The 10,274-nt window shown below is 44.4% G+C and carries 7 protein-coding genes; 1 reads left to right on the forward strand and 6 read right to left on the reverse strand.

The genetic code is table 11. The annotated features are described in order from the left end of the window. Window positions 1-3 precede the first annotated feature (3 nt). The 5 genes from arsB to QUA03_RS08765 all read right to left on the reverse strand — a co-directional run bounded on the left by arsB (window position 4) and on the right by QUA03_RS08765 (window position 3,901). On the reverse strand, window positions 4-1,155 hold the full coding sequence (gene arsB, locus QUA03_RS08745) for an ACR3 family arsenite efflux transporter (protein ID WP_333211325.1): 1,152 nt from the start codon (window positions 1,153-1,155) through the stop codon (window positions 4-6). 37 nt (window positions 1,156-1,192) lie between these two features. Then, window positions 1,193-2,221 carry a PstS family phosphate ABC transporter substrate-binding protein gene (locus QUA03_RS08750; protein ID WP_333211327.1) on the reverse strand — a complete coding sequence of 343 codons (1,029 nt, stop codon included), beginning with the start codon at window positions 2,219-2,221 and terminating at the stop codon, window positions 1,193-1,195. A 116-nt stretch (window positions 2,222-2,337) separates the two neighbouring features. Next, window positions 2,338-2,697 (reverse strand): metalloregulator ArsR/SmtB family transcription factor, encoded by a 360-nt coding sequence (locus tag QUA03_RS08755; RefSeq protein ID WP_333211329.1) that lies wholly within the window; start codon window positions 2,695-2,697, stop codon window positions 2,338-2,340. 97 nt (window positions 2,698-2,794) lie between these two features. Continuing rightward, window positions 2,795-3,049, reverse strand: a complete 255-nt coding sequence (locus QUA03_RS08760; RefSeq protein ID WP_333211331.1) for a hypothetical protein — start codon at window positions 3,047-3,049, stop codon at window positions 2,795-2,797. Between the two features lie 177 nt (window positions 3,050-3,226). Continuing rightward, the gene (locus QUA03_RS08765) at window positions 3,227-3,901 is read right to left on the reverse strand and encodes a HEAT repeat domain-containing protein (RefSeq protein WP_333211333.1); all 675 of its coding nucleotides are present in this window, start codon (window positions 3,899-3,901) and stop codon (window positions 3,227-3,229) included. 267 nt (window positions 3,902-4,168) lie between these two features. Here QUA03_RS08765 and QUA03_RS08770 point away from each other — a divergent pair, with 267 nt between their 5' ends. Further along, on the forward strand, window positions 4,169-6,628 hold the full coding sequence (locus QUA03_RS08770) for a CBS domain-containing protein (RefSeq protein WP_333211335.1): 2,460 nt from the start codon (window positions 4,169-4,171) through the stop codon (window positions 6,626-6,628). Between the two features lie 230 nt (window positions 6,629-6,858). Here QUA03_RS08770 and QUA03_RS08775 read toward each other — a convergent pair whose 3' ends face one another. Continuing rightward, a complete protein-coding gene (locus QUA03_RS08775) occupies window positions 6,859-9,216 on the reverse strand; it encodes a polysaccharide biosynthesis tyrosine autokinase (RefSeq protein WP_333211337.1) in 2,358 nt (785 codons plus the stop codon). Window positions 9,217-10,274: the final 1,058 nt, after the last annotated feature.

The raw sequence follows: 10,274 nt of genomic DNA on the forward strand, positions 1-10,274 counted from the left end.
ATTCTAGCAATTGGAATTGGGAAGACAACGAGGGTCTCGCAGCGAGGCAGTTTCTGGTTTGCGGGGAAACCAAAATGCTGTTCGCTTACAGAATTCTACCAACATTAACATTACTGGAACCTCAATTAAAACACCGACAACTGTAGCCAAGGCTGCACCTGAGTTTAAGCCAAACAGCATCACAGCCGTAGCAATCGCTACCTCAAAATGATTGCTGGCCCCAATCAGGGCGGCCGGTGCTGAATCTTCGTAGCACAGGTTGAGTTTTAAAGCTGCTACATAAGAAATCAGGAAAATGAAGTTGGTCTGGATAAACAGAGGCACAGCAATTAAAAGAATGTGCAGAGGATTGTTAACAATCAACTCTCCTTTGAAGGCAAACAAAAGAATTAGCGTAATCAAAAGGGCAGCCGTAGCAACTGGACTCAGATATTGCATAAACTCTCGTTCAAACCATTCTCGCCCTTTATGTTTGAAAATCCAGAAACGGCTATACATTCCGGCGGCTAAGGGCAAACCGACATAAATGAATACAGACAATACTATTGTCTGCCAAGGAACAACTAAATCATTTGCTGCTAACAGCCATCTGCCTAATGGTGCATATAAAAACAGCATTGCTAGGGAATTAATGGCAACCATAACGAGGGTATGTCCTTGATTGCCGTAGGACAGATATCCCCACATTAAAACCATCGCAGTACAGGGGGCAATTCCTAATAATATTGTACCCGCAATGTAGGAACTAGCGATGGAGACTTCACTGCCACGAATTATTTCGGTGCCGGTAATGAGGGGGCGAAATAGCCAACCTAAGAAAAACTGAGAAAATGCTACCATTGTCAATGGTTTGATGAGCCAGTTGACGACCAATGTTAAGAGCACTGGTTTGGGCGTTCGCGCTGCATGAGCCGCTTGGGTAAAGTCAATTTTTACCATGATAGGATACATCATAAAAAATAGACAAATGGCAATAGGAATTGACACCTGATAAAAGCTGAGAGCATCAAGGGTGACGGCGACGCTGGGGAATAATCTACCGAGAATAATACCGGCTAAAATGCAGAAGAATACCCAAAGGGTGAGGTATCTTTCAAAAAAACTGAGCTTGCTTCCTGCTTGGACAGGTGAGTTAGTCGCTTGAGGATGGTTCATTTTAGTTAACTGGTAAGTGAAAATTTATGAGAAAAAATCAAAATTTAGCCTCTTTTCGTAATAACTCTCCTATGGTTAAGTCAAACTTAGCTTTGCCATCGAAAAAAGTCCCAACTTTGCCATTGTAGAAATTCTTGTAAATCAGTTGATAGCCTTCGCTTGGTAGTGGAATGTAACCGATCGACTGGACTAAAGTTGGTGCTTTTTTCATGTAAAATTGCACAAATTCGCCCACCTCTGGTTTATTTTGGACAGCGGTGTAACTGACGTAGATAAAAAGAGGCCGAGCGAGGGGTTGATATTGAGCTTTCTCTACAGTTTCGATGCTGGGTAGAACTGGCCCTTTACCATTGTCTATTCCTAATGCTTTTAATTGAGTTTGATTGACTTCGTAATAGCTTAAGCCAAAGTAACCCAAGGCATTTGGGTCTTTGATAACTCCCTGGACTAAAACATTATCATCTTCACTGTCTGTGTAGTCGGTACGACTAGCTTTCGCAGTACCTACTGTTGCTTCTGTGAAGTAGTCAAATGTACCGGAATCTTGACCTGCACCATAGAGGGTGATGGGTTGGTTTGGCCAACTGGGTCGGATCTGATTCCAGCGGGTAATTTTTCCTTGGGCGGCGGGTTCCCAAAGTTTTTTTAGTTCGGCTACAGTAATGTCTTTTGCCCAGCTATTTTTGGGATTGACTACTACTGTGAGAGCGTCAAATGCGACAGGTAATTCGTAGTAGCGGATGCCAGCTTTGTTGCAGGCTTCCATTTCCCCTGGGTTGATGGGTCGCGAGGCGTTGCTGATGTCAGTTTCGCCAGCACAAAACTTTCTAAACCCTCCACCTGTACCGGAAAAATCAACAGTAATTGATGCTTTTTTGGGATTGGTATTTTGATATTCTTTCGCGATCGCATCCGTAATTGGATACACAGTGCTGGAACCGTCAATTTTAATGCTTTGCGATTCTGGCGACTGGACTTGTCCGCAGGAGTTGAGAAGCCCGATCGCACCTATGGTCACAGCAATTATACTTAGTGCGAAAACTTTGGGCTTTTCTGCTGGGTTCATTGACCTCACCCAATGCCATAACTAAGGGGTACACTGGAATCATATCAATAAAATTTGATATGTCAAGTATGAGGGAAGACAAATAGCCCATAAACACATTAAGAAATATTGATGGGTTAACCCGCGTCAGAACAAGGACGAGCCGGCAGGATTTGGCTGAAGCGGCGGTATTCGGCTAGGTACTGTTCGAGGGCGATAAACTGAGCTAAATTGAGGCTGTAGTAAATCCAGCGGCCTTCTTGGCGGCTGCGGACTAAAGCTGCATCCTTCAAGGCTTTGAGGTGAAAAGAGAGTTTAGGCTGAGGGACAGAAAGTCGATCGCACAATTCGCACACGCACAACTCCTGTTCTCGCAGCAACTCCAAAATCTGAATCCGCAGGGGGTCAGAAAGAGCGTGAAAGCCTGCGGAGACAAGTTTTTCAGAAATCTGTCGGTGTGAAATGCGATCGGGCGCAGCCGTAGAATTTTTAAGCATCAATTATTTAGAAAACATCCATACAAAACATCATAGTTTCTCAAGCTTCATCCTAGAAAATCAGTGCATTCAGAATCGACAGATTCTTCGGAGTTGATTACTTCGGATTCTGTACCCGCGCCGGCACATCAGTGAGTCCGGCTTTCTGCATCAGCGAAATCACCCCTATAGATAGAATTCCCCCAACGATTGCCCCAACAACTATCAGGATGATAAAGACTTTTTGCAGAGTTTTTTTAGTAGCTGGGTGGTACTGTCTTGGCAATGCTTCACCTTGCTCGTCAACTTCTTGCTCCAAGGGGTCTAGCGGATTGGAGGGATTTGAGTTAAAGGGATTGGGCGCTTGATTCATGGTTAGTTTCGGTTAAAGGAGATCGACAACTATTTTAACTTGCGATTTAGCCTCGCAGCTTAAATAATACATTCTGGTTTTACTGAATAGTCTATAAATTTTATTAAGATTGCTAACATACTGATTAACCCGGTTTATTGAATAAACCGGGTTTTTTAACATACTAAAACTTTTATGTCACATTTCTGCTTTTGATAAACGATCGAGAGAAATTTTTGCAGCTTGAGATACTTGAGAATTGCTATCTTTTTCTAAGTATTTCAAAGCCGAAACGCTCTTAACACTCGGCAAATTGCCCAAAGCTTCAGCCAGCCTCTGGCGAATCAGCCAATCTTCCGACTGAGCAAAATTGAGGATGCGATCGATCGCCCCAAGATCTTTAATTTCCCCCAAAGCCGAAATTGCCGCCTGCTGGATCACCACTTGCTCGCTGTCGAGAGCTTTTAGCAGCACATCGCGGGCTCGGGGATCTTTGAGATTTCCCAGAGAAACAGCAGCACTGAAGCGCACCAGCCATTCAGTATCTTCGTAAAAAGCCCGCACCAAAGAATCAAAAGCTCTGATATCTTCCAAATAGCCCAAAGCACCCGCAGCGTCAGCGCGAATGCCGTAATCCGGGTCTGTTTCTAGCAATTTGACTAGAATGGGATAGCACTCTGCTGTCGGTTTTACCCCAAGAGCAAACACAGCCATCGATCGCACCTGCAAACTTTCGTCGTTCAACACCTTTTTAATCAAAGGCACCGCCTCTGCAGCAGGCACATTCCGCAAGTTGGCCAAAGCCACCATTCGATCGGCGGAATTTTCGCTTTCTAACTTGGCTGCAATTTGCTCTAAGCTTAAAGTTGTCATTATGGATAAATCTTGTAGTAAAACTTTACATTCGGGTTATTTTGATTATAGGGGAGTCTCAGGGGAAAAGCAGGCAGTAAAAACCGCCCTGCGTATTTGAGATGAGTAAGATTGCGGATTAGTGAGACGATTAATCTAAAGCTCAGATTGCCTGGAAATAATCAATGAGAAAGTTTATTATTTAAATCCCAAGCACAGGCGAGGTGTTTCTGCCGTTCCCTAAGGCTTTGCCCGATAGTTAGCCGCCCTCTGACAACCTGATCAACTATGCCGTTCTACCACCCGCCCTTTTACTCCTCAGCCTTAGAACAAGCGATCGATCGCTACCCCCTCACTGCCGGGCCAGAAACTTCCTTAGCAGTGGCGATCGCCCTGATGAGCCAGTTGCAAAACAGTTGTCCCCTAGTCAAAACACCTGTACCCTCAGACCGGGGGGCGATAACCGAAACATCGGCGCCGGAAAAGATGCGGGCCCGGTGCGTTTTCGTCGTGCAGAACCAGCAGACTATTACCACAGGCAACTTATCCGAAAACCCCAGCCGCGGGCTGTTAATCGGCATATTAACACCCGCCGACCTAGTGAGGCTGATAGCTTCTGGCAAAATAGACAGCCAGCACAAAGTAGCCCTGCACAAAATACCAATTTCCGAAGTGATGTCCCCGGTGTCGGTATCCCTCACAGAATCCGATGACCAAGACGTGTTTACCGCTTTATCCTTATTTCGCCAGCACAAGATTCGCTATTTGCCGATCGTCAATCAATTTCGCCACTTGGTAGGAGTGCTGACACGGGAAAGAATTCGCCAAGTATTGCAGCCTTCAAACATTCTTAAATTGCGGCGGGTAGCAGAATTAATGACTACGCCAATTACAGCGCCCCACACCGCCTCACTGCTGAGCATAACCGAACTGATGTCAGAGCATCAAGTCAGTTGTGTAGTGATTACAAAAAACAAAGAATTAACAATGGAGAAGCCCAAAGATGACTATACCTCCATTTTTCACTATTCCTTTCACCAACCCCTGGGAATTATTACCGAATATGACCTTGTGCAGGCACAGTTTCTCGAACTAAATTTCGAGCAAACCCCAGCTCAAAAAGTCATGAGAACTCCCCTGCAATTTCTTCAACCTTCCGATTCCCTATGGACGGCGCACAAAGAAATGGAGCAGCAACAAGTGCAGCGGTTGGTCGTGTGCGGGGGGCGCGGAGAACTGTTGGGAATTATTACTCAGACCAGCTTGCTCAGAGTCCTCGACCCCACGGAAATGTACCGAGTTGTCAAACAGTTGCAGCAGTCGGTTTATCAATTGCAAGCCGAAAAAGTGGAACTATTGCAAAGCCGCAACGCCAAACTGGAACAGCAGGTGCGGGAACGGACTGCAAAACTCCACGAACAATTGCAGCGCGATCGGCTGTTAACTCACATTTCCTTGCGGATTCATCAATCCTTAAACCTCGAAGAAATTCTCCACGCCAGCGTCGATGAAGTCCGCCAAGTTTTGCAAGCTGACCGAGTAGCAATCCTGCATTTAGAGTCCAGCAATTACGGCATTGTAGTGGCAGAATCCGTTGCCGAAAATTGGCCTTCAATCTTGGGAGAAATCATGCCGGATAATATTTGGCAAGAATCTGCTTCCGTGATCGAACAGGAAATTTATGCGGTTCCAGACCTCGACCAAGCCTGTTTGAACGCCGAAAAATATGCGCGGTTCCAGCAAGCGCAAATCAAAGCTTATTTGATTGTACCAATTTTGCAAGACGGCAATTTGTGGGGAATGATGTGTGTTCATCAGTGTTCCCAATCGCGTCAGTGGCAACCTTCGGAAGTGGATTTGCTGCTGCAACTGGCAACTCAAATCGCGATCGCCATTCAGCAAGCCCAACTCTATCAGCAAGTCCAAAATCTCAACACCGACCTCGAACGCCAAGTCCAAGAACGCACCGCCGAATTACAGCAAAAAGTTCACGAACTCCAGCATTTAAACGTCCTCAAAGATGAATTCCTCAGCACCGTTTCTCACGAACTGCGGACGCCTTTAGCTAATATAAAAATGGCTATTCATATGCTGAGAATTTCTCCCACACCAGAGCGACGCCAGATTTATCTAGGAATTTTAGAAACAGAATGTACTAGAGAAACAGATTTGATTAATGCTTTGCTAGATTTGCAGCGGCTCGAAGCCGCAACTTGTCCGATCGACCTCGAACCAGTAAACTTAGAAGTCTGGCTGCCTACTATTATCGACCCGTTTTACACCCGGGCCCACGACCGCCACCAGGATTTGCGAGTAGAGTGCGCTCGTCACCTCCCCACGATCAGTTCCAACCGCGCTAGTTTGGGACGAATTTTAGCCGAGCTCCTCAACAATGCCTGCAAATATACTGCCAATGACGGCGAAATTTCTCTGAAAGTCGAGTGCAAAAACGGAGACGGTGAACAAAGAGGACAAAGGAAAAATTCGCGACAAGCAAGTGCTATGGCTTCAGAAATCCAATTTACACTCCGCAATCAATCGTCCATCTCCATAGAGGAATTGCCTCGAATTTTTGAGAAATTTTATCGAGTTCCCAACGCCGATCCTTGGAAACAAGGAGGTACAGGTTTGGGTTTAGCTTTGGTTCAAAAACTTGTGGAACAGTTGCAGGGAAAAATTGAGGTTGAAAGCAGCAATGGCTGGACTAATTTTATCGTCACATTTCCTACCAACCCAGATGGAAATTAGTCCGCCCTGAGTCAATTTTAGATTTTAGATTTTAGATTTTAGATTTTAGACTTCGGCCTAAGAGGTTCGGCGAGCGCGAGCGTCAAGTCGCGCTCAGTCCAACGATTTTAGATTTTCGATTTACTCCACAGACAAATCTGGGAGATTGAACAAGAGTCTAAGATTTTGGGAGTTCCATGACTACTATCGGAGGCTTGTATCCTTTTTTTTGGGGTCATCTTTGTTGGGTGTCACTCTTTTTTAGGAGCTAGTTTTTGAATACGAGACGGTGCTGGCGTCAAATTCAAATATTCATTTTTATCTTCAACAACTGATGATCTCGATGCTGGATACTTCTTGCGTTTAGGGGCATGATTCGCAACTGTGCCCAAGCATGGTATGCCAAAATTTTCTAATTGACTGAAAACTTTTTTGACTACAGAAAAGGGAACCTGCTGAATTGCTACAACCATCAGTATGCCATCGGTGCGCGCCGCTAAAAAATTCGTATCTTTACTGTCAACGAGCGGCGGCGTATCGTAGATAACTAAGTCAAATTTTGCCTGAAGTTCTTCCATTAAATACTGCATCTGAGATGATGCCAGCCGTCTGGCAGTACCAGGATTCGGGAGACCTGCAGTTAATACAAAAAGATTATCTGCTAGATGCGATCGTTGGATAATTTCATTGGGTTCGTTTTTATGGTCGAGCAAGTTGCTCAATCCCTTGACATTAGGCAGTTCCAACAGCAAGTGCAGGCTGGGGGAATGCAAATTAGCGTCTACTAACAGCACTCGCTGACCCGCCAGCGCTGCCACGTGAGCTAAGTTTAAAGCAACGGTAGATTTGCCTTCGCCAACTGTAGCCGAACCAATTGCCACAGAGCTAATCGTTCGATTTGAAGAAAGAAAGCGGATATTAGTATAAAGAGAGTCAAAAGCTTCTATAAATTCCGCAGCAATTTTCTTATTACCCTCTTTTCCTTCAATATAAGCATAGGCATTAGCAATAGAAGGCGGCAATTTTCTAGCATTTTTTTCCAGAGGAATTGCTCCCAATAAAGGCGCATCAACCGCATCTTTAACGTCATCAGCACAGTAGAAAATATTGCGGAACTTTTCAATGAGGATAGCAGCTCCCAGACCCAAAACTAGCGCTCCAATAACTGCCATCATTAATTTATTTTTAGCTTTCGATGGAACTGGTATCAGGTTGCCCTTCTCATCTCGCGGTATCCGTGGTTCAGAAATTATTTCCCAAGGTACTTGGCTTTGAGCTGCTTGGACGCGCAGAGTTTCCCGCTGGCTTAAAAGTTGATCGCGGGTGCGGGCGGCTACTTCTAATTGCTGTTGCAGTTCGTTGTAGCGGCGGGCTATGGTGGGGAATTCTGTTGCTTGCCTGTTTAAATTGTTTTTAGTTTGAGTGATTGCCTGAAGGCGAGCTTCTAAGACTTCAACTTGGTTAGCAGTATCAACCAATTGTTTAATCAAGCCTATGCGAATAGAATTTTGAAAATTTTGAACTTTAGAATTAGCTTGGGTGCCGACTAAATTTTGCCCCAAAATTCGATCAGTTTGCTGGTTGAGCAAAGCTACTAAATTTGCCCGCTTGCGCTCTAAAGCTTCCACTATAGGGTTAGCAGATTTAAAACGAGCTGTTTCTACAGCAATCTGACCTTCTACTTCCTTAACCTTGGTCAGCAACTCTTTATATTGAGGCTCTTCGCTTAAAGCTGAAGCGGCAATAGCTTCATTTGGTGTAAAATCTAATTGTTTTTGCAAGTTAGCGTACAGCGTTTTCTGTTCTTGCAGTAGCCTTTGAGTTTCTAACTCTAAAGTTTCTACGGTACGAACTTGCTGGATTAATTGCGCGCCTTGTTCTTGAGGATTGGTAATCTTTTGCTTCTCCTGTATCACCTGTAACTCCGATTTCAGGCTGTTTACGCGCTTATTGAGTCCCGGAAGCTGGTCTTCAATAAATTTTACACCTTCACCAATGCGAGTCTTGCGTTCATCAAGACTGTACTTTAAATATTTCTTTTTAGTTTCTTGTAAAACGAACTCAACTAAATTAGTATCATTCTCCATGAAGCGAACTTCCAAAATTTTAGTCAGCGTCCTCTCATCTTCTCCTATCCGCAAAACGATTAATTCTTTTTCAAGAATTTTTTCGGTAACTTTTGGATATCGTTTTTGGACTTGTTTAACAATAGCCGACAGCATCTGAGGACTCTTGAGAATTTCAAGTTGAGTTGCGTAGTCCAAACTAAAAAAATCTCGATTAGGCACCGCCCCCCCCTCGCCGCGATTGGCTAGGGCAGAGGGATCAGCAATTCTGGCCTCCGTTGTCACGGGTTCCACTAGCATCCGAAAATCGCCTTGATATGTTTTCTTGCCTCCCTTGATCTGATAAACAGCTCCAGCGCCTACTAGACTTATAATCCCAATAATGATTAGGGCTTGTCGCTGAAAAGTCCTCAACAACGGCTTTACATTCAATCCTTTCTGAGGCTGCGCGCTTAAATCTTCTCCCTCGTCAACGGAAAATTGCTGCACCTGTCGGCTCTGGTTGCTAATGGGTACGATATGAGCGTCCTGTTCTCTTTCCATGTTGACCTCTTGGATATTTTGTGGGTAAAATCAGCTTTCTTCTGCGAGCCTTCGGGTTGATACTTTGAGCATTGGCTTAAGGATATCACACGAAATTATTGGTTGGTTGAGCCCACTTCCTTCTAATAGTTCTCACTACTTTCACATAGTATACAAAAATAACTAAATCCCTATGCTAGGTCGGCAGTAAAAGTTCTTTTACAACTGCTGGAGAGTTATATCAGACTGCATTTGGCTCTGCTGCGTTGTGCTTGTATTTCGGGTTTCCGGGCGACGAAGCAAACTTTTTCAGGTGTCGCTCAGCTTCCCGACAGGGGGTTCCATAACTTTACCAAACTTTTACAATTGACCGTAACACCTCAGCCGCTGCTTGCGCTGGTATTGATTTGTCCTCTATGTCATTTTTCGGTTCAGAGTCAACGGCAGAAGCACTTATTAACTTATGCGCTAACTGATCGGCTAAAAGATTTTGCATTTCCCATGTCGATATAATTAGCCACAGTCAGCAGATTTTTTGGAACGGCAACTAATCCAATCAATTTCCGAGAAAAATCTGTTTCTTCTTTTAATTATAAACTTTTTGAGGAGTTGGATGACTTATTAAGTGTATATACTTAGTTAACCGTGGTAATTATATCACCACCTTATCTCTATAGTGCGCGACAGACATAAAATTTAATAAGTTGTGTTCTCAAGCTCGATCGACATCTCGAACAACTCCAGCCTTCGGGGTTTTTCTACCGGGGCGGAGGGCGCGGCGCGGTTTATGTATTTTCCTAAAAAAGCTAGGTTTCTGGGTTCCGGGGCTATTACTAAAACTATCGCTTTTATTCGCCCTCCGAGCAAGCTATAGCAATCCTTTCGGTAAACGCGCAACGGGCTTTTTGGGAAATTAACCAATGCCATAAGAAGATGACACATTGTTAAAGAAAAAAAAGAGTTCGCACAGGGTGGGAGGATTGCTATTGATCTTGATTAGATTAAGTAGGTCGGCGCAAAAAAACCGAACTATGTTAAGATAAGTAAACAAAGAGAATATATCTACTGAGGTAACTAAA

Origin of the sequence: Microcoleus sp. S36b_A4 (assembly GCF_036700645.1) — a bacterium.
Taxonomy (GTDB): Bacteria; Cyanobacteriota; Cyanobacteriia; order Cyanobacteriales; family Microcoleaceae; genus Microcoleus.